Genomic DNA, 385 nt, shown 5'->3' with positions numbered 1-385 from the left:
TACCTTCACGCCGTCGGTGACGGACTGAACCTCCACGCTGACCGGATTGCCACTTCCGTCAACCAGGCTTATCAGCGCGGTACCGGAGGATGGCAGCGTGATTTCACGGTCGAGCGTCAGCGTCCGGGTCTGGCTGTTCACCGCCAGCACACGACCACCGGTGCTGATACCGGCATAGTCATCATCGCAGATTTCAATAACATCGCCCGGTACATGGCGAAGCCCTTCTGCGCCGACGCTGAAATCCACGGTCTGCGTTTCCAGCAGTTCTGTTTTAATCAGCCACAGCCCGGCGCGGTGTGCCTGCCCCCGGCTGGTACAGCCAAAGGCATCCATCTTCGTAACATTACGACCGTAACGGGCAATGGCCTGCGTATCTTCAACA

1 protein-coding gene is annotated in these 385 nt (G+C 58.7%); it reads right to left on the bottom strand.

What is annotated here, in order from left to right; all coding sequences use genetic code 11:
• On the bottom strand, nucleotides 1-385 hold a 385-nt coding region (locus JW499_RS21810), incomplete at both ends, for a phage tail protein (protein ID WP_232846583.1).

The sequence above is a fragment of the Amphritea pacifica genome, assembly GCF_016924145.1.
In the GTDB taxonomy this organism is placed as follows: domain Bacteria; phylum Pseudomonadota; class Gammaproteobacteria; order Pseudomonadales; family Balneatricaceae; genus Amphritea; species Amphritea pacifica.
The sequence above is the reverse complement of the archived record's forward strand: the minus strand, read 5'-3'. Positions and strand labels throughout refer to the sequence as shown.